Source organism: Shewanella sp. MEBiC00475, from assembly GCF_005234075.1.
Taxonomy (GTDB): domain Bacteria; phylum Pseudomonadota; class Gammaproteobacteria; order Enterobacterales; family Shewanellaceae; genus Shewanella; species Shewanella polaris.
The window spans coordinates 4,651,266-4,669,958 of sequence record NZ_CP039928.1; the positions used below are offsets into that span (position 1 = coordinate 4,651,266).

The 18,693-nt window shown below is 40.0% G+C and carries 18 protein-coding genes; 16 read left to right on the forward strand and 2 right to left on the reverse strand.

Going from position 1 to position 18,693, the window contains the following annotated elements; all coding sequences use genetic code 11:
• The first annotated feature begins 67 nt into the window (after window positions 1-67).
• Genes FCN25_RS20555 through FCN25_RS20565 form a run of 3 tightly spaced genes read left to right on the forward strand, consistent with a single transcriptional unit; the run spans window position 68 to window position 2,701 of the window.
• Window positions 68-1,261: a HAMP domain-containing sensor histidine kinase gene (locus FCN25_RS20555; RefSeq protein ID WP_137227219.1), complete on the forward strand. Its 1,194-nt coding sequence runs from the start codon at window positions 68-70 to the stop codon at window positions 1,259-1,261.
• Window positions 1,233-1,598: a response regulator gene (locus FCN25_RS20560; protein WP_137227220.1), complete on the forward strand. Its 366-nt coding sequence runs from the start codon at window positions 1,233-1,235 to the stop codon at window positions 1,596-1,598. The genes FCN25_RS20555 and FCN25_RS20560 overlap by 29 nt, the downstream gene beginning before the upstream one ends.
• A gap of 41 nt (window positions 1,599-1,639) precedes the next feature.
• The gene (locus tag FCN25_RS20565) at window positions 1,640-2,701 is read left to right on the forward strand and encodes a two-component system response regulator (protein ID WP_137227221.1); all 1,062 of its coding nucleotides are present in this window, start codon (window positions 1,640-1,642) and stop codon (window positions 2,699-2,701) included.
• A 304-nt stretch (window positions 2,702-3,005) separates the two neighbouring features.
• Here FCN25_RS20565 and FCN25_RS20570 read toward each other — a convergent pair whose 3' ends face one another.
• Window positions 3,006-3,842 carry a mechanosensitive ion channel family protein gene (locus FCN25_RS20570; protein ID WP_137227222.1) on the reverse strand — a complete coding sequence of 279 codons (837 nt, stop codon included), beginning with the start codon at window positions 3,840-3,842 and terminating at the stop codon, window positions 3,006-3,008.
• 462 nt (window positions 3,843-4,304) lie between these two features.
• Between FCN25_RS20570 and hyaA the strand changes: the two genes are divergently transcribed.
• From hyaA to FCN25_RS20985, 13 genes are all read left to right on the forward strand, one after another.
• Window positions 4,305-5,441 (forward strand): nickel-dependent hydrogenase small subunit, encoded by a 1,137-nt coding sequence (gene hyaA, locus FCN25_RS20575; protein ID WP_137227223.1) that lies wholly within the window; start codon window positions 4,305-4,307, stop codon window positions 5,439-5,441.
• A gap of 2 nt (window positions 5,442-5,443) precedes the next feature.
• Complete coding sequence (gene hyaB, locus FCN25_RS20580) at window positions 5,444-7,147, forward strand: nickel-dependent hydrogenase large subunit (RefSeq protein WP_137227224.1); 1,704 nt, start codon at window positions 5,444-5,446, stop codon at window positions 7,145-7,147.
• A gap of 30 nt (window positions 7,148-7,177) precedes the next feature.
• Window positions 7,178-7,846, forward strand: coding sequence for a Ni/Fe-hydrogenase, b-type cytochrome subunit (gene cybH / locus FCN25_RS20585; RefSeq protein WP_137227225.1), 669 nt, complete (start codon window positions 7,178-7,180; stop codon window positions 7,844-7,846).
• A gap of 15 nt (window positions 7,847-7,861) precedes the next feature.
• Complete coding sequence (locus FCN25_RS20590) at window positions 7,862-8,416, forward strand: HyaD/HybD family hydrogenase maturation endopeptidase (RefSeq protein WP_137227226.1); 555 nt, start codon at window positions 7,862-7,864, stop codon at window positions 8,414-8,416.
• Complete coding sequence (locus FCN25_RS20595) at window positions 8,403-8,945, forward strand: hypothetical protein (protein WP_137227227.1); 543 nt, start codon at window positions 8,403-8,405, stop codon at window positions 8,943-8,945. The genes FCN25_RS20590 and FCN25_RS20595 overlap by 14 nt, the downstream gene beginning before the upstream one ends.
• Window positions 8,924-10,333, forward strand: a complete 1,410-nt coding sequence (locus FCN25_RS20600; RefSeq protein WP_137227228.1) for a NiFe hydrogenase — start codon at window positions 8,924-8,926, stop codon at window positions 10,331-10,333. Before FCN25_RS20595 ends, FCN25_RS20600 begins: the two co-directional genes overlap by 22 nt.
• A 53-nt stretch (window positions 10,334-10,386) precedes the next feature.
• Window positions 10,387-12,783: a carbamoyltransferase HypF gene (gene hypF, locus FCN25_RS20605; RefSeq protein ID WP_137227229.1), complete on the forward strand. Its 2,397-nt coding sequence runs from the start codon at window positions 10,387-10,389 to the stop codon at window positions 12,781-12,783.
• Window positions 12,784-13,009: 226 nt separating this feature from the next.
• Window positions 13,010-13,729 (forward strand): hydrogenase nickel incorporation protein HypB, encoded by a 720-nt coding sequence (gene hypB, locus FCN25_RS20610; protein ID WP_137227230.1) that lies wholly within the window; start codon window positions 13,010-13,012, stop codon window positions 13,727-13,729.
• 2 nt (window positions 13,730-13,731) lie between these two features.
• A complete protein-coding gene (locus tag FCN25_RS20615) occupies window positions 13,732-13,974 on the forward strand; it encodes a HypC/HybG/HupF family hydrogenase formation chaperone (RefSeq protein ID WP_137227231.1) in 243 nt (80 codons plus the stop codon).
• The gene (gene hypD, locus FCN25_RS20620) at window positions 13,971-15,098 is read left to right on the forward strand and encodes a hydrogenase formation protein HypD (protein ID WP_137227232.1); all 1,128 of its coding nucleotides are present in this window, start codon (window positions 13,971-13,973) and stop codon (window positions 15,096-15,098) included. The genes FCN25_RS20615 and hypD overlap by 4 nt, the downstream gene beginning before the upstream one ends.
• Entirely contained in the window at window positions 15,088-16,095 is a 1,008-nt protein-coding gene (hypE, locus tag FCN25_RS20625) for a hydrogenase expression/formation protein HypE (RefSeq protein ID WP_137227233.1), read from the forward strand. Before hypD ends, hypE begins: the two co-directional genes overlap by 11 nt.
• Window positions 16,095-16,439: a hydrogenase maturation nickel metallochaperone HypA gene (locus FCN25_RS20630; RefSeq protein ID WP_137227234.1), complete on the forward strand. Its 345-nt coding sequence runs from the start codon at window positions 16,095-16,097 to the stop codon at window positions 16,437-16,439. Before hypE ends, FCN25_RS20630 begins: the two co-directional genes overlap by 1 nt.
• Before the next feature lie 113 nt (window positions 16,440-16,552).
• Window positions 16,553-16,717 (forward strand): hypothetical protein, encoded by a 165-nt coding sequence (locus tag FCN25_RS20985; protein WP_167496002.1) that lies wholly within the window; start codon window positions 16,553-16,555, stop codon window positions 16,715-16,717.
• A gap of 184 nt (window positions 16,718-16,901) precedes the next feature.
• Here the strand turns inward: FCN25_RS20985 and FCN25_RS20635 are convergent, their stop codons facing one another.
• Window positions 16,902-18,659, reverse strand: a complete 1,758-nt coding sequence (locus FCN25_RS20635; protein ID WP_137227235.1) for an acyl-CoA dehydrogenase — start codon at window positions 18,657-18,659, stop codon at window positions 16,902-16,904.
• Window positions 18,660-18,693 lie beyond the last annotated feature (34 nt).

Consider the following 18,693-nt stretch of genomic DNA (forward strand, 5'->3'; position numbering starts at 1 on the left):
TCAGTCATTCTTTATATATAACAAGTTTAATCAATCGGTACCGACCTTAACGGCACAAAGGATTTAAATGGATAAGATTAGTACCAGACAGGAATTACTAGAATACTCAGAGAGCATAGTTAACACAGTACGAGAACCTTTAATTGTTTTAGATCAGAATTTAAGGGTGGTGACGGCCAGCCGTTCATTTTATGATTTTTTTAAAGAGAATCATAAAGACACTGTGGGTAAACTTATTTACGATCTCGGTAATAACCAGTGGAATATCCCCAAATTACGGGAATTATTAGAAACAATCTTACCGCAGAAAACCAGTTTTGATGATTATCGAGTCGAGCATAACTTCAAGAGTATCGGCTGGCGAACCATGCTATTAAATGCAAGGCAAATTAAACAGTCACAATCAAAAGCTCGAATAATTTTACTGTCGATAGAGGATATTACTGAGCGAAGTGCCATCCAAGAAGGATTGATAAAAGCCAATAATGCTTTGGAAGTACTGACTAGCGACTTAGAAAGCGCCGCTAAAGTGAAATCTGAATTTTTAGCTAATATGTCACATGAACTCAGAACCCCGCTTAATTCTATTAACGGTTTTTCCGAAGTTCTTTATGACGAAACATTCGGCTCATTGAATGAAAAGCAAAAACAATATGTCAAAAATATACTCGTCAGTGGCAATCATTTACTTCTGCTGATTAACGAAATTCTTGATATGGCTAAAATTGAAGCAGGAAAAATGACGCTGACATTATGCGATCTTCCCATTCGTGAGGTATTGTATGAGATTACAGGACTAATAGAGGATGTCATCAAGAAAAAAGATCTGCATATGCACCTTGAAATAAATGAAGACCTACCAAATATTTCTGCCGATTCTTTGAAGATAAAACAGGTTTTGTATAACTTGCTTTCAAATGTCGTTAAATTTACACCCGAAGGTGGAAAAATTGGTGTTAAGACAAAACACTCAGAGAATGAAATAGAAATAGTCATTTGGGATACCGGTATTGGTATAGCGGCTAAAAATATGGACAAATTATTCGAAGGTTTTTTTCGAATAGAAACACCTTACTCCCGGCTAACGGAAGGTACAGGGCTCGGACTGCCTATTGCGAAAAGTCTCGTTAAGTTACATGGCGGTGAGTTTAAGATTGAATCTGAAGGTGTTGATAAAGGCACATCGGTTACAATCACTTTGCCTATCATAAATAAGCTAGTGGTAATGTACGATGAAAACGAAAATAGTTCTAGTAGATGATAATGTAAATAACTTGCTTCTAGAAGAAGATCTTTTACTGATGGCAGACTTTGAAGTATTCACAGCAGTTAATGCAACTGATGCTTTAATTCTGGTTAAAAAAGTGAAACCTAAAATTATTATATTGGATGTACAACTTCCTGACATGTCCGGAAGAGAACTCGCTATAATTTTGAGAGAGGATATAGAGACAGCCACTATTCCTATTGTTTTTGTCACTGCATCGGTTCTGAAAGAAGATGTAGACCAACTATTGTGCATCGACAACAGTGCGTTTATTTCTAAACCTATAAACACACGCACATTTGCTAAACAAGTCAGCCAATATATTAAGTAATAATTTATTAAGTTTGAACTTAAACGCATAAGGAAAAATTCATGCAAGATAATCCAGTTATTCTGGTTGTTGATGACAACCCTCAGAATATTGAACTTATGCAAGCTTACCTAGAACCTAAAGGTTATAAAATAGTCACTGCTACTGATGGTCAAGAAGCGTTAGATACTTTAGCTAACCAACCTATCGACCTCATTTTACTTGATATTATGATGCCGGGCATGAATGGCTTCGAAGTCACTCGCAGAGTAAGGCAGGATGAACACTTAAAATTGTTGCCTATAGTGTTGATTACCGCGCTTTGGGAAACAAAAGAACGCGTGAAAGGCATTGATGCTGGTTGCGATGATTTTATTACAAAACCTGTTGATAAAAATGAGCTTTTGTCCAGAGTGAAGTCTCTGCTTAAAATTAAGGACTACAACGATTTAAGAGCAAATTATAATAAACAACTTGAGGCTGATGTCGCCGAAAGAACAGAATCTCTTAAAAAAGCATTGGCAAATCTCAAGGCTGCTTCACTAGAAACTATTCGTCGCCTGACAATGGCATCTGAATATAAAGATGAAGAGACTGGTGCACATATCCAACGAATGAGCTTATATTCAGAAGCCGTTGCGCGTAGCTTGGGATTAGATGAACATACCGTTGAGAATATTTTATTTTCGGCTTCAATGCACGACCTCGGTAAAATATCAACACCAGACAACATACTACTAAAACCAGGTAAGTTAGATGCTGCTGAATGGGAAATCATGAAACAGCACACTGTAGTCGGTGCTGATATTCTGAAAGGATCAGATTCTGAAGTTATCAAAATGGGTGAAATTATTGCTCGTTCGCATCATGAAAAATGGGATGGTAGTGGTTATCCTGAAGGCCTCAAAGGTAGCGATATTCCAATTGTGGCTCGTATAGTTGCCATTGCAGATGTATTCGATGCATTATGTTCAACACGACCTTATAAAAAACCCTTTTCAGAAGAAAAAACGTTTGCCATGATTAAAGAAGGCAGTGGAAGTCATTTTGATCCCGACGTAGTAGATGCTTTTTTTGCTGTAAAACAAGAGATATTGACCATCAAAAAAACATATACCGATTAGGTAATCTAATTTGTTTGCGAATAAATTACATTGTAGTGGTGATAGAAAATATACCATATTGGTTGCTTACAGGATCTGTTGAGCTTTCAAGGTTGTTTTTACTGCGAAGGGTTGGGTTAAAATTATCTATTGACACCATAGTCTCTTGTTAAGCACATTTTGCTTAGATTGCTAGACGACAATCGCCTCGTTTAAATTGTTTTGGTCTCGAACAAAATATAACCAGTAAAGATCCCCCTCTAATCATTAACTAATAACGTTTCATCTCAACTCGGATTAAGAGTTGAGATGAAATCTAAATAAGTTAATTAAAGTTTTCTTGGTAAGCAATCATAAAGTCTTCTCTTATTAACTGCTCTAACTCAATAGCCCGTTCTGTGGGGCAAAAAATCATAATATGAACATTTTGTTCACCGTTTATGCCACTAGTAATATGAATATGCGGTTCACTGCCCGGTAAATCGACTCCGGCATGTTTTTCTATAACGTTGTTGTAGCGTTTTGCCACTTCAATAAAGTCTTCACAGTGCTGTTCTATTTGACGGGTCAATGAAGGAAACAGCGGATAGAGATTAACAAACTGAACCACGGTAATCGTTATGTTGTGGTAAACATACCGTTTCATAAAATTGAGGTTTTTAACCGCATAAGTAAAAAACATGCTGTTTGGTAAGGTGGCCGTTTTGCCTGTGTAATGGTATTGGCCATGATCAAGGTCTATTTCTTGGATCACTGTGGCCATGAGATTATGTTCAATCACTTCACCGTATATTTTGCCTACTTCTATCCAATCACCTATCACAAACGAACGCGAGCTCGCACGCTGTATTGAACCGGTAAAACACAAAATAATCTCTTTTGATGCAATCACTAAAGCAATTGCAATTGCCGTAACGGATAACGCAAATTTACTGACTTCTGATTGCCATAAGACGAACAAGATAATCAGTATTAATAGAAAAGTGCCATTTTTGGTCCGTGACATCCACTTTCGTTGCACATCAGAAAGGAAAGCGACATCACCACGAATACTTGAAATGACAAAGCGCTTAATCACTGAAATAAGCATGACTATTAACACGGTTAGTAATAATTTGTGCTCAAGAAAGAAATCGACCGTTAAAACTAATTTATCTACCAAACCTGCAACCTATTTATTTTCATACTGATGATATTGAGAATCACTGTTATTTTAAGTCGACACTCTATGAGGAATGTCACCAGAAAACAAGTCTATTACCTCTTACTAATAAGTTGTAAGAGTACGATAGATCACATTTTTACATGGGCGCGGTATCGTTAATTAGATATAAGAGTCATTCCTATTAATAACACTCTCGTATACTCATATTTCCATACAATCAGTAAATAATGGACTAGATCACATCAAATATAAAATCGTGATCTGTGACATTTTGTCCTAGTTAAATTTTGTTAACTTGATCAACATCATAAATTAGGCGTTTTAACCTTACTTATGATATAGCAAATTCTCACAAGTTGATTTACATCAAAAGATGATTTTTAATCCAGTTTTAGAATTGATACCGATGATTGCAATTAATTAATAGCTACTTAACTAGCTTAAGCAAAAGGTATCAACATGGACACACATGCAGCCCTATATAAGCAGGGTAAAGACCGTCTTGATTATTTACGCCAATTTGCCCAACGTCAGCCTGTCTCATTACAACAAAAAATGGCCGATATAGGGATATCTCGTCGAGACTTCATAAAATGGACCGCGTCGGTTACGGCAATGTTTGCCTTGCCTCTCCCCTTTAGTAACTTGGTCGCTGAAGCGGCTGAACTAGCGGATAGAGTCCCGTTAATTTGGTTACATATGGCAGAGTGTACTGGCTGTTCCGAGTCGTTAATTCGCACCGACACCCCTAATTTAGACACCCTAATTTTTGATCATATCTCACTCGAATATCACGAAACGTTAATGGCTGCCGCAGGTTGGCAAGCAGAAGAAAATTTAGAGAACGCGTTAGAAACCTATAAAGGCCGTTATTTACTGGCTGTAGAAGGCGCTATCCCTACCGCCAATAACGGCACTTTTTTAACCATTGGTTGTAAAGGCCATACCGGTTTACATATTGTAAAAGAAGCGGCGGAAAATGCGGCTGCAATTATCTCTGTCGGTACCTGCGCCGCTTTTGGTGGCGTACAAGCCGCAGCACCTAACCCAACAGGGGCTAAGGGGGTTTATGAAGTCGTCGATAAACCTGTAATCAATTTAGGCGGTTGTCCTCCCAGTGAAAAGAACATTGTAGGTACATTAATGTACTTCATCATGTTTGGTAAGTTACCCGCTTTAGATATGTTTAATCGTCCTAAATGGGCTTATGGCGCTCGAGTACATGACAACTGTGAACGTCGCGGTCGCTTTGATGCCGGTGAATTTGTTGAAGAGTTTGGTGATGAAGGTGCAAAGGAAGGTTATTGCCTTTATAAAATGGGTTGTAAAGGACCTTACACTTATAACAATTGTCCGACAGAAAGATTTAACCATCATACAAGTTGGCCAGTATTAGCTGGTCATGGCTGTATGGGCTGTTCTGAACCGAATTTCTGGGATGATATGGCAGATTTCGAGAAACCTCTTGGACGTCAACTGTTACATGGCCTTGATGCCACCGCAGACACAATTGGTGCGGTAATTTTAGGCGCTGCCGCAGTAGGTATTGGCGCCCATGCTGTTATTAGCGTATTTGCTAAGCCTTTGGAGGAATAATCATGAGTAAACGTGTCGTTATCGACCCTATCACCCGCATCGAAGGCCATTTACGTGTTGAAGTTGAAGTCGATGATAATAATGTCATTACTAAAGCATGGTCATCATCTACCTTATGGCGGGGTATTGAGGTTATTCTGAAAGGCCGTACTCCAATGGATGTGGGCTTAATTGTGCAGCGTATTTGTGGCGTTTGTACTTATTCACATTATCGTTGTGGCACTGAGGCTGTTGAAAATGCTTTAGGTGTGAAAATCCCACTCAATGCAAAATACCTGCGCGGCATAATGCAGGCCTCTTTGTTTATGCATGATCATATTGTTCAATTTTACCATTTACACGGTTTAGACTGGGTGGATGTGGTATCGGCATTAAGTGCAGATCCTGCCTTGGCTGCCAAAGTCGCGATGAATTACTCGGATAAACCCATTGCCGCAGGTGAAGGTGAATTGAAAGCGGTACAAGAACGAGTTAAAGGTTTAGTCGAAACCGGTAAGCTTGGTCCCTTTGCTAATGCATATTGGGGCAACGGTACTTATCGATTTACCCCTGAACAAAACCTGATTGCGCTATCGCACTACTTAAAAGCGCTTGAAGTACAACGTGTAGCCGCTGAAATGCTGGCTATTTTTGGTGGTAAATCACCGCATCCACAGTCAATTGTTGTGGGCGGTGTCACTTCAGTACGCGATATGTTAAGCCCTGCCCGTTTACAAGAATGGCAACAAAAACACGCCATAGTACAAGACTTTATTGAGCGTGCTTATCAAGCCGATATCATAATGGCGGCAGAAGCATTTGGCGCTGAAGCCAGTGTGCTTGGCGGTGTAAATGTGAATAATTTCTTAAGTGGTGAAGATTTTATTACTGCCGACGGTGAGTATTTATTTAAACAAGGGGTGATTTTAAACGGTGATTTAGCCAATGTGCTAGACATTGACCCTAGTTTGATTAAAGAAGACGTCACTCATGCTTGGTATAAAGCTGATGGTCCACAACATCCTTATGAAGGAACAACAATTCCCGAATACACTGGGTTTATTGAACGCGATACCGTTTATGGCAAGTTACCAACGGTTAATGGCTCGGGTAAGTATTCATGGGTTAAGTCACCGCGTTATCAAGACGAACCAGTAGAAGTAGGTCCTTTGGCATGTTTATTAGTGAACTATGCCCGCGGTAATCAAGCAGTGGTCAATCTGGTTGATGGATTTTTAGCGCGTACGGGTTTACCCATTGACGCCCTATTTACCACTTTAGGTCGTACTGCTGCACGGATGTTACAAGTGAAGTTAGTGGGTGAATCTTGTTTGAAAACCTTTGAAGCCCTACTGGTTAATATACAGTCGGATGAATCAACTTACGTAAAACCTGAAATAGATTCAAGTCGAGTTTATGAAGGTTATTCCATGATAGAAGCCCCTCGCGGTATGTTAAGCCATTGGATCCGAATTAAAGGTGCCAAAGTTGAAAACTACCAAGCTGTGGTCCCTACTACCTGGAACGCTGGTCCTGTGGATGTTAACGGCAAAATGGGCCCTTATGAAGCTTCGTTGATTGGTTTAAAACTGGAAGATCCAACTAAGCCATTAGAAGTCATTCGTATTATTCATTCCTTTGATCCTTGTATGGCATGTTCAGTTCATGTGATGGATTACAAAAAACACACCTTAGGTCAATTTAAAATTGATTCAAATGGGTTTTAATCAAAGGTAATGGAGTAGGAGGGAAAAAGTATGGAACATATTGCAACCCACATTCGCGAGCTTGAATTTACTCCAGCGATACGAATATTTCACTGGACGCGGGCCTTGACCATTGTGATCTTGGTGATCACTGGGTTTTATATCTCGTGGCCATTTTTAGTGGCGCCAGATAGTACCGATGTATTACTTCAAGGTTGGATCCGCTTTGCACATTTAATTTGTGGATTTGTACTGACCGCTATCACTTTAGTGCGCGCTTACTTGTTTTTCTTTAGTCATAGGAATAATGAAAGACGGTCATTTAGAGATGTATTGAATCTGCATAGCTGGATTGCCCAAGTAAAATCTTATTTTTGGATGGGGAATTTAGATAAAGCTGGCGCCTACGGACCATTGCAGTTTATGACTTATGCTGTTATTTCATTAATTGCATTACTTGCCTGTATTACCGGTTTAGCACTTTACGCCAATGTGTATCACTTAGGTGTTGGTGGATTACTAAGTGATAGTGCAGCATGGATAACGTGGTTATTTGGTGGTTTAGCACCTTTGCGGATCATTCACCATTATTTAACTTGGGCCTTCATTATCTTTTTGTTGATCCATATGTATATGGCGGTGTGGTCTGGTATTCGCTTTAGACATAATTCAGTCGATACCATTGTGACTGGTTATGATTATCACAAAGTACATAAATAGGATGAATGGATTCTAGTGAAAAAAATATTGCTGTTAGGTATAGGCAATGTATTGTACGCCGATGAAGGAATCGGCGTACATTTTGTCAATTATATCAAAGATAAATACCAATTTAGCCATCAAACAGACCAGGTCGATATTGTCGACGGTGGCACCCTAGCCCAAGGTCTTATTCCGATGATTAGCCAATACGATTATTTAATTGTGGTCGACACAGTCAATAGTATTGATGCTGAGCCTGGCGAAGTGTACTTTTTTGATTTTGATGATGCCCCTGCTGAAATTGATTGGCAAGGCAGTGCGCATGAAGTAGAAATGCTGCAAACACTCAACATGATGGACATTGTTGGCGATAGACCTCAAACATTTGTTTTAGGTGTTACTCCTACAGTAATTGAACCCATGATTTTAGGGCTCACGCCAAATTTACATGCCGCCATTCCGGTGATGGAACACACACTGTTATCACATTTAACTGACTTAGGATTTAGCCAGCAGATTATGAATAATATAACCATTGATCAGGTAATCCCTGACGCTTATAAGCGAGGTTGCTATGTCGATGCATAATATTCGATTTGATTTTATATGCCAACGACCCGTTCCATTATACGAGTATTTATGTAATCAATATCTTGATCGCACTGAACTCAACATTAGTATTGGTTCTGAGTTGTACCCTCAAACCAGTAAAATTCGTTATTTTATCGAAGCTTTTGCAACACAAGCTCAGTTAGAAGAATTAGCTGATGATATTGCCAGTGATTTTTTATTATCGGTGTGGTTATTAGACACGCATATCCAAAGCATTGAACAACATAGCGGGCAACGAAAACCACTGGACCTTAAAAACAATAATTCCGATTTACCACTGTATTTTTGTCAACATTGCCAACCAATATTCGGCGATAACCAACAATCTTTATTTGCTGATATCAACCTGCAATGCGAACACTGTAAGGGACATAACAAACTATGTCGTGAACTAAAGTCGTTAACACGCCACGATATTATGGCACTGGCAGATAGATTATTTACCGATAAATCGTTAGCTCTGCCTGTTATCGGCACCACCTTGTGGTTAACCCCCCCCCCTTAGTGTTAGATAATCAAGCGGCGACATCAAAAGCGGATCTAAATCAAACGGTTCAATATCAACGTCCACGTATTTTGATTTGTAATCCAAATTCACTTAATAGCCACTTTATCGTCAATGATAGCCAAGTATTGGCCTTATCTAGCATTGAGAAGCCATTATTGAGAGTGAGACCGAGTAGCGATCATCCTTGTCTAACGGCACCGCTTTATGAGATACAATTTGCGCAAAATCGTTTGTTAGTGATATTGGCTGAAGTCCTCCGCCAAAAAGGGATCAATTGGTTATATGTCACCACTGAGATCAACCCAAATGCGAGCAAAAGCGATTTAGTTGATAGGCCCTTACGCTTGGCAAGTATTAATCAGCATTGGATGCCTATTACCACCCTAGACAGTGGTTTGATCCCGTTACCTACTAACGAGACTTGTGTACACGACATCAGTCATTATCAAGATGACCATTATTCATTTACGGCTAAAAACAGCAAAGCGACAATTAACTGGCAAGTTAATCCTATCGACCCAACATCACTCAATGCAGCTAAGAATCCGGTGAAGCCTTTAAGTTATTCCAGCCACGATATATCGGCGAGCTTATGCGCCTTAAATGCCGCGGTATTAAGGTCTGATCCAAGTGAACATCACCGTAAACCGCAATTTGTAAAACATGCAGCAGTATTTTATTTTAACCATAAAAATACCTGCCAAATTGTGACTGTTGATGGTAATAGTGAGGCTGAATTATTTTTTGAAATGCCTAAGTTACCTTCCTCAGGTTATGGTATTTGTCACAGTTTGACAGAATCGCCGCAAAAAAATATTTTGGATAAATTTAAACAACAATTTCCAGCTGAATATAATCAATTATTGGATATGCACATTCATGAAGATGACGGCTCCTTGGCACAATTAATGGCCGTTGCAACTCTGATTATTGGTGCCTACCCCGTAGAGACAGCTCAACGAGTAACAGTGACAGAACTTGCAGATAAATTTATCGCATTGGCGATGTCACATCATGGCAATAATGCGCCACGAATTGACTTTCCACTGACTAAAGGTATGGCGCATCGAGGCCTCAATTGGTGTAAAACCTTAGGGACCTTAATGAGCTTTAAACTTGCAGGTGAAACCAATTTAGCCAAACTTGCATTCGCATTTCATGATTCATTTGCCGACTATTTAAGTCATTGGGTAGAACATTTAGATCAAAATATTGGTGTAAAACAATTGGTGATTGCTGGCAATGAGTTTGCTAATCCGGTGTTAACCGAGCGAGTGCAATTACGTATTGGTAAAAACTATCCGCTGGTGGTAAATCCTTTATTGGATTTTGATGGCGTTAATATCGCAATAGGTGGTCTATATCTCAAACAGCGCCGCGGATAAAAAGTATCGTATGGTATATCAGCTGTTGCTTATTTGGGTGGGATTGAGTCTTAATGAAGCCATTACAACACGTTACCATTATTGTTAAAGGTATTGTACAAGGGGTCGGATTCCGCCCCTTTGTATTTCGTCTTGCACATCAATTAAATTTAGTGGGTAGTGTGCTCAATAATCATCTCGGGGTGACCATAGTGTTACAAGGCCGCGGTGATCTTATCGATGAATTTGTTGATACCTTGACTCAATTGCCACCGCCATTAGCACGGATTGATGCGATAGAATTAACTCATCAAGCTCATTTAAGCTCAATGACCTGTTTTAGTATTATCGACAGTGAACCCACTGCCGGCGAACATGCCAAAGTGGCCATTTCTGCCGACATGAGTATTTGCCACGATTGCCACAATGATATTGACGACCCACATAATCGCCACTACCAATATCCTTTTACCAATTGCACCAATTGCGGTCCGCGCTACACCATTATCAATGCCCTGCCATACGACAGATGCAATACTGCCATGGCTGATTTTGAAATGTGTGATGACTGCCATGCTGCTTATACTGACCCACTGAATCGCCGCTATCATGCTCAGCCTATCAGTTGTCCACATTGTGGACCGCAATTATCATTTAGTTCTATTAATGATAATAATGAATTTCTTTATGATTCATCGATGTTAGTCGCATTAGAGCAAGCTGTTGAAATGATAAACCGTGGCGGCATAGTCGCCATTAAAGGATTAGGTGGATTCCATTTAGTGTGCGACGCCACCAATAACGATGCCGTTGAAACACTGCGCCAACGCAAACAACGCCCCGCCAAGCCGTTTGCCATTATGGTGACAGACTTAGCCCAAGCACAATTGTGTGTCAGTGGTACGGATGCAGAATGGCGAACATTAACCAGTGCAGAAAAACCCATTACCTTGATGCAAAAACGGGTTAATAATAACATTAATGTTAATGGTCAGCATAACGGCGATATCCAGTTGAGCTCTTTGTTAGCACCCGATATCGATAGACTTGGAGTATTTTTACCTTATACCCCTTTGCATCATTTATTGATGAAACAACTTAACAAACCGATTGTCGCAACCAGTGCCAATCTGAGTGGCGAGCCCATCATCACCAATAAAACAGCTATAGTGCAACATTTAGGTCATGTAATAGATGGCATACTCGACCATAATAGACCGATTTTTAATGCTTGTGATGACAGTGTAGTACAAGTAATTAACGACCAATTGCAAGTCATTCGATTAGCCCGCGGTTACGCGCCGTTAACCATTAATCTTCACTCGCCAATGCTTACTGACTCGCAAAACAGGGTTTTGGCGGTTGGTGCACAACAAAAAAATACCGTCGCATTCGGTTTTGACAACAATCTAATTCTATCACCACACATTGGTGATTTATTTAGTGTTGAAGCGCAACAATATTTTAGCCAAAGTTTAGCCACATTTAAGCGTTTGTATGACTTTACTCCCAACTATATTGCCCATGATAATCATCCGCAATACGCGCCAACTCAATGGGTCGATAATTACCAAAAACAGCATCAAATACCCTCTTCTCATATTATTGGCGTACAACATCATTTTGCCCATGTGTTATCGATTCTGGCCATTCATCAACGTACAGATAAGGTTTTAGGATTCAGTTTTGATGGTACAGGGCTAGGTGATAACGGCGCATTATGGGGTAGCGAAGTGATGTTAGCTGATATCAACGGATTTACCACGCTGGCGCACTTTAGCTCATTTAAATTAATTGGCGGTGAGCAAGCCATTAAACACCCTGTAAGGATCCTGCTGGCATTATTGTTTGATCAAATGCCTCTAGCAAAAGTAATAACAATACCTATTGCAGCGATTCAGGCATTAGGGACGCAAACCATCACTAATTTATATCAATTATGGCGCAACAACAGCCATTGTGTTGAATGCCGCTCTGTTGGACGTTTATTTGATGCACTTGCCGTAGCATTAGACTTTATTGGAAGTTCGCAGTACGAAGGCCAAGCGGGCATGATGATTGAGTCTGCAGCAAATGCTTATGCTACACATCCAATTCAGTCATCCTTAGCAATAAGAATTAACAGATTAGCAGCAGATTCGACAGATCCTATCCAATGGCACAGCAGTGACTTTATCACTCAGTTAGTAAATTGTGCAGTAAACAACGCTCAAAATCCGCTGATTAAGCAGCAGCTTTGTTGGCAATTTATTAACCTGATTGGCCAGCAACTCAATGATATTGGCCAACAGTATTCGTATTTACCGCAAGTATATTGTGGTGGTGTATTCCAAAATAAAACCTTACTCAGCCAGTGTATCGACGATTGCCATCTTGGTCAGCGAGAGTATTTAGCCAGTGGTAATGTGCCGATTAATGACGGTGGTATTGCACTAGGACAGTTATGGTTTGCTATTCATCACATGACTTAATGTATCAAGGTGGTTTTATAAAAATAATAAAGCTATTAATCATGGTGTTACATTTAAATTTTCGATAAGTTTATCACTATGACCTAGTGAGATATTGATCACATGAATGAATAATAACAAGTTAGTTCACAGTGTTTAAAGCAAAAACTGATATGTATCAAAGAATCTATACCTTATATAACAGACACTGCTAAATAGACATAATGACAAGGTTAAGGAAAATAATATGTGTAAAGATTGCGGCTGCTCAATTACCCATGATCATGACCATACTCTTCATAGTAATCCTCAGCTTAACGACAAAAAGACCTTAGCGGTTATTCATAAAATATTAGATAAAAATGACGTAGAAGCGCAGCATAATCGCGATCATTTTGCGGCACATCATGTTAGTGCCTTTAACCTTATGAGCAGTCCTGGTAGTGGTAAAACCAGCCTATTAGAATGTTTGCACGAATATTTGAATGCACGCTATGCCGTCATTGAAGGCGATCTTGAAACCTCTCGCGACGCCGACCGTTTAAAAGCTAAAGGCATTGATGCTTTTCAGATTCAAACGGGGTCAGCCTGCCATCTTGATGCTTTTATGGTTCATGGCGCACTGCATCATATCAATCTAGATGATGTTGACATTTGCTTTGTAGAAAACGTCGGCAACTTGGTGTGTCCTGCCAGTTATGACGTCGGTACCCATAAAAATATTGTCTTGTTATCGGTACCTGAAGGTGATGACAAAATTGAAAAATATCCGGTGATGTTTCGCCGAGCAGATTTAGTGGTTATTACCAAATCAGACTTATTACCTCACTTTGATTTTAGTATTGATGAAGCTAAAGCTCAGTTAAGTAAACTCAATCCTAATGTTGAATTATTAGTTGTATCGGTGAAAAATCCTGATTCAATGAAAACCTTGGCTAATTGGTTTGATGAACACAAGGAATATTAACGATGTGTTTATCCGTCCCCTCGAAAGTAGTTGAAATTCATGATGATGTAACGGTTACAGTTGACACGCTTGGTGTTAAGCGCCGTGTTAGCTGTCATTTAATAACCGATCCGCTACAGATTGGCGACTTTGTGTTGATTCACATTGGCTTTGTGATGAATAAAATTGATCACAAAGATGCACAAGAAAGCCTCGAATTATATCAACAAATCGTTGCTCAAATGGAATTGGAGACTGAGCAATGATAAGTCTTAATGACTTTTACCAAGGATTTCGCGATCCTCAGACAATCCGTCATTTGGCACAATTAATTGCTCAACAAGCGGCAAAAACGACCCAACAAATTAACATTATGGAAGTGTGTGGTGGTCATACTCACACCATTATGAAATACGGAATATTGCAGTTATTACCCAGTAATATTCACTTTATTCATGGCCCAGGTTGTCCTGTTTGTGTTATGCCAAAAGAACGGATTGATCATGCTGCTGTTCTTGCTTCGCAAACTGACACTATTTTGGTGACGTTAGGTGACATGATAAGAGTACCGGGTTCGAAAGGTAGTTTGGCGCAATTTAGATCGGAAGGCTGTGATATTCGACCAATATACGATCCATTAGATACATTAGCCATTGCACGTGACAATCCTGATAAAACGGTTATTTTCTTCGCTATAGGGTTTGAAACCTCTACCCCAATGACTGCGGCATTATTGGCGCAAGCAGAAGCACAAAATATAGATAATATTTTATTTCATATAAACCATGTGCTTGTTCCTCCGGCCATTGATGTGGTGATGTCTGATAGTCGCAGTAAAGTGAATGCGTTTATTGGTCCTGCACATGTTAGCGTAATTAGTGGATCTAAAATTTACCAATCCACTGTTGATAAATACAAAACACCCGTTGTGGTGTCAGGATTTGAACCTGTCGATGTTATGGAATCTATTTTACGTATTGTCCGGCAGAAGGTCGCAGGCAAAGCTGAGCTTGATAATCAATATAGCCGCTCGGTGAGTTACGAGGGCAATATTGCAGCTCAACAATTAGTCGATAAATATTTTATGGTTCGCGATAGCTTCCGATGGCGTGGACTCGGGCCTATTGCCAATTCAGCACTCACACTGCGTCCTGAATATCAACATCGCGATGCTGAACGTATTTATGCTCACATATTACCAACGGTAGAAATAGACGATCATAAAGCCTGCATGTGTGGTGACATTTTACGTGGATTAGCAAATCCAAAAGATTGTAAAGTTTTTGGTCGAGGTTGTTCACCGCAGTCGCCGCTGGGTAGCTGTATGGTGAGTTCTGAAGGTGCGTGTAATGCCTACTACCGTTATGGAGAAGTGAATAATGCCAACTAAAAAAACCATTCAACTTAGCCACGGTGGTGGTGGTAAAGAAATGAATCAGTTAATTACTGATCTGTTTTTTAAAGCATTTAATAACCCAATTTTGGCCTCCCAAGAAGATGCTGCCAAGTTAAACATGTGCGGTCATATTGCCTTTACTACTGACTCATTTACCGTTTCGCCGTTATTTTTTGCTGGTGGTGATATTGGTAAATTAGCCATAGCAGGTACCGTAAATGATTTAGCCATGATGGCCGCTCAACCAGAATATCTCAGCTGTAGCTTTATTATTGAAGAAGGTTTCCCACTTGAGGACTTAACCACCATTGTTAACAGCATGGCAGAGGAGTTACATAAGTCTGGCGCCAGAATAGTTTGTGGTGACACCAAAGTCGTGCCTAAAGGCTGTGCCGATGGCATATTTATCAATACTTCTGGTGTCGGGCGTATTTTAAATCCCGACATTTCAGCGTCTAACTTGCAACGTGGTGACGCCATTATTGTGTCTAGAGATATTGGTCGACATGGCGCAGCCATTTTAATGGCTCGTGATGGCCTGACGCTTGAGTCATCACTGTGCAGCGACTGCGATACATTATGGCCAATTGTAGAGCAACTACTGGCTGCCAATGTCAAGATCCATGCTATGCGCGATGCCACACGTGGCGGCATTTCAGCTGTATTAAACGAGTGGGCGATTGCTTCAAATGTGGGAATTACTATTGATGAAGCTGCAATTCCTGTAAGCAATGAGGTCAAAGGATTATGTGAGTTATTTGGTTTTGAACCTTATGATTTAGCAAACGAAGGAACCTTTGTCCTGGCACTACCAATGTCGATTGCAAAAGGCGCTATTGAAGTGATGCAACTTTATGGTCACTGTGAAATGGCAGCAATTATTGGTGAAGTCACCGAACAACAACCAGGAAAAGTCATTTTAAATACTCCCTGGGGTAGCAGACGATATTTAGATTTACCTCAAGGTGAGCTACTGCCGAGGATTTGTTAATGCACGAATATTCGATTGTTATGTCATTGATGGAACAATGCGAATCACTGGCTTTAGAACATCAGGCCAAAGGCATAGAACAAGTACAACTGAAAATAGGCATATTAAGTGGCGTCGAACCAGCATTACTGTCGCAAGCATTTGAGACTTTTAAGCTTGAGACTATATGCCATAACGCCAAATTGATTCTCAACATTCAACCATTAGTGTTGCAATGCCGAGACTGTAATACTGAATCTCAAGTCAATGAACGTACGATTATCTGTTCTGCTTGTGGCAGTAATAATACCTTAGTGACTGATGGCGAAGACATGATGCTGATGCAATTGGTGTTGGATACATAAACCGTTAAATTAACCAATTTAAAGACATTACACACTAAGCTAGATTAACAACAAAAATTGTACTCTACGCAAGTAAATACAATAAAAGCGAACACAACAAAAAGGACCACACCATGAAATACTTATCTCTTGCCTTTATTTTAGCCACTATTCCATCTCTTGCTATGGCACATGAGGGACATGGTGGTGTTGGACTGTTTCATCATTTATATCAATTAGTACCAGCCATTGCGTTAGTCGCAATGGTATTGTTTATTTATTGGAAGCGTAATAGATAAACTTTTTTCTTGAATAATTAATGGTAAGTAATACACAACCTTATATCAAGGCAGTGCTATATTAGTTGAACATCACTTAAGCTTATCATTTTCTTCAGAGTAAAATTTCAATAAAAAAGCCTTCCGATGGAAGGCTTTTTTATTACTACAAAATCTTAAGTCATTCTATTGGGTAAATTATTACTTAGAACATCTCAGCTGGCATCGCCATAATAGACTTATCACCCTGATTAACTTGTGATAAATGATATTGAGATTTTGATAATAGCTTGTCCATGTAGAAATCGGCCACAAACTGCTTTTGCGCAGCAAAGGTTGTATCTTCATGGCTTGACGCTTTGTCGGCCATCAACAGCCAGAAGTAACCGTACAAGGCATAACCAAAGGCATCTAAGAAGTCGACCGCACAAGCGTTCACTAATGCAGGTTGGGCTTTCTTGTTATCATTGATGTAGTTAGCCGTAGTCAGCAATTCTGCAAACACTTGGCTGACTGCGGCTTTATGTTCAGCATTAGCTTGAGTTAATTCAGCAAGGCTCGCATTCACTTCAGCAACAAATTCAGTCAAGGTGGCCACATTATCGTAAGTAATTTTACGGCCTAAAAAGTCGATTGCTTGAATACCGTTAGTGCCTTCGTAAATTTGTGCAATACGAGTATCACGCACAAACTGCTCGATACCGGTTTCGCGAATATAACCATGACCGCCAAACACTTGCTGAGCCATAACTGTGGCATCGAGACCTCGGTCAGTTAAAAATGCTTTGGATACTGGCGTTAATAAACCTACATATCTTGCCGCTTTTGTTTGTACATCTCCACTGGCGTATTTTGCCAAATCTAACTGTTTACCTGTATAAACAGATAATGCACGACCCGCTTCCGTCATTGCACGGATCGTTAATAACATGCGGCGGACATCGCCATGCACAATAATAGGATCGGACGTTGCACCCGTTGCAGAGCCTGCAGCAGCAACGCCTTGTAAACGCTCTTTAGCATAATCACTGGCCATTTGATAAGCCGCTTGTGCGTTACCTAAGCCTTGTAAACCAATGGCTAAACGTTCGTAGTTCATCATAGTGAACATACACACTAAACCACGATCAGGCTGACCCACTAAAAAGCCTTTGGCATTGTCATAATTCATGACACAGGTAGCTGAGGCTTTAAGTCCCATTTTATGTTCGATAGAACCTACTGTAACGCCATTAGACTCGCCTAGGCTACCGTCTGCATTTACGTTGAATTTAGGTACGATAAATAAAGAAATACCTTTTGAACCCGGTAATTTTGCCAATACTAAATGGATCACGTTTTCAGTTAAATCATGGTCGCCGCCAGTAATAAAAATCTTGTTACCGGTTATAGAATAACTACCATCATCAAGTGGTTCAGCTTTGGTACGGATACCTTTTAAGTCTGAACCTGCGTGTGGCTCGGTCATGTCCATTGCACCAGCCCATTGGCCAGAATATAAATTAGGTAAATAGGTTTGCTTTAATTCGTCATTTGCATGTGCATTAATACATAATGCTGCACCAGCAGTCAGGGAATTGTATAACGTAAACGAATTACATGCGCTGTAGCTCATTTCATCCACTAATACACCAAGCATTTTAGGCATTCCCATGCCACCAAAGTCAGCTTCCCCACAAAGCCCTACCCAACCGCCTTCTGAAAACTGTTGATACGCTTCTTTAAAGCCATCCGGTGTAATAATGTCATTGCCTTTATGAACTACACCTTGCTCATCGCCGCTGCGGTTTAAAGGGTGAAGTAGATCACGGCTGATCTTATTCGCTTCATCTAAAATAGCTAATGCAGTATCCATATCAACAGCATCAGCCATGGCAGGAAGTTGCTCCCACGTTGATTTGGCATCAAATACCTGTTCCAACAAGAATTGCATGTCCTTTAACGGGGCTTGGTATGGGTTCATAAGAGTCTCTTAAACAAATAATTAAAACAGGTGT

Coding starts and splice junctions, on each gene's coding strand:
- FCN25_RS20555 (WP_137227219.1), top strand. CDS start 68: ATGGATAAGATTAGTACCAGACAGGAATTACTAGAATACTCAGAGAGC.
- FCN25_RS20560 (WP_137227220.1), top strand. CDS start 1,233: ATGAAAACGAAAATAGTTCTAGTAGATGATAATGTAAATAACTTGCTT.
- FCN25_RS20565 (WP_137227221.1), top strand. CDS start 1,640: ATGCAAGATAATCCAGTTATTCTGGTTGTTGATGACAACCCTCAGAAT.
- hyaA (WP_137227223.1), top strand. CDS start 4,305: ATGGACACACATGCAGCCCTATATAAGCAGGGTAAAGACCGTCTTGAT.
- hyaB (WP_137227224.1), top strand. CDS start 5,444: ATGAGTAAACGTGTCGTTATCGACCCTATCACCCGCATCGAAGGCCAT.
- cybH (WP_137227225.1), top strand. CDS start 7,178: ATGGAACATATTGCAACCCACATTCGCGAGCTTGAATTTACTCCAGCG.
- FCN25_RS20595 (WP_137227227.1), top strand. CDS start 8,403: ATGTCGATGCATAATATTCGATTTGATTTTATATGCCAACGACCCGTT.
- hypF (WP_137227229.1), top strand. CDS start 10,387: ATGAAGCCATTACAACACGTTACCATTATTGTTAAAGGTATTGTACAA.
- hypB (WP_137227230.1), top strand. CDS start 13,010: ATGTGTAAAGATTGCGGCTGCTCAATTACCCATGATCATGACCATACT.
- FCN25_RS20615 (WP_137227231.1), top strand. CDS start 13,732: ATGTGTTTATCCGTCCCCTCGAAAGTAGTTGAAATTCATGATGATGTA.
- hypD (WP_137227232.1), top strand. CDS start 13,971: ATGATAAGTCTTAATGACTTTTACCAAGGATTTCGCGATCCTCAGACA.
- hypE (WP_137227233.1), top strand. CDS start 15,088: ATGCCAACTAAAAAAACCATTCAACTTAGCCACGGTGGTGGTGGTAAA.
- FCN25_RS20630 (WP_137227234.1), top strand. CDS start 16,095: ATGCACGAATATTCGATTGTTATGTCATTGATGGAACAATGCGAATCA.
- FCN25_RS20985 (WP_167496002.1), top strand. CDS start 16,553: ATGAAATACTTATCTCTTGCCTTTATTTTAGCCACTATTCCATCTCTT.
- FCN25_RS20635 (WP_137227235.1), bottom strand. CDS start 18,659: ATGAACCCATACCAAGCCCCGTTAAAGGACATGCAATTCTTGTTGGAA.